The 311-nt window shown below is 56.6% G+C and carries 1 protein-coding gene; it reads right to left on the reverse strand.

The features are described 5' to 3' along the window. Nucleotides 1-7: 7 nt before the first annotated feature. Nucleotides 8-187, reverse strand: a complete 180-nt coding sequence (locus tag KTG12_RS21560; protein ID WP_004295309.1) for a hypothetical protein — start codon at nt 185-187, stop codon at nt 8-10. Nucleotides 188-311 lie beyond the last annotated feature (124 nt).

A 311-nucleotide genomic window follows, 5' to 3' on the forward strand; every position in this document is an offset into this window, starting at 1 on the left:
GGTATCATTATCCTCCGGCAATGCCGTTTCCCGGTCTTTTCGGAGTGACCTTATGCCGGCCGGTGACAACCGCATGTCCGTGTGTAAACATGGCGGCGCATAAAAACAGGCACATCCTCCGGGCTCCTGTCCCGTCGGATGCACCTGTCTCCGTCATGTCATATACAGCCGGACTCCTCCGGCCCATGCCTCTATCTGAGTATCGGATTCGAGAGCAGTATCTTGTAATAGGCCACTCCGCCAATCTCTACCGGCATCCTCGCCATCATGAACTGCACGCTCTTCCTCTCCACCTTCGCCTGCCGCATGAG

This window comes from Parabacteroides sp. MSK.9.14 (assembly GCF_019041495.1).
GTDB classification, from domain to species: Bacteria; Bacteroidota; Bacteroidia; order Bacteroidales; family Tannerellaceae; genus Parabacteroides; species Parabacteroides merdae.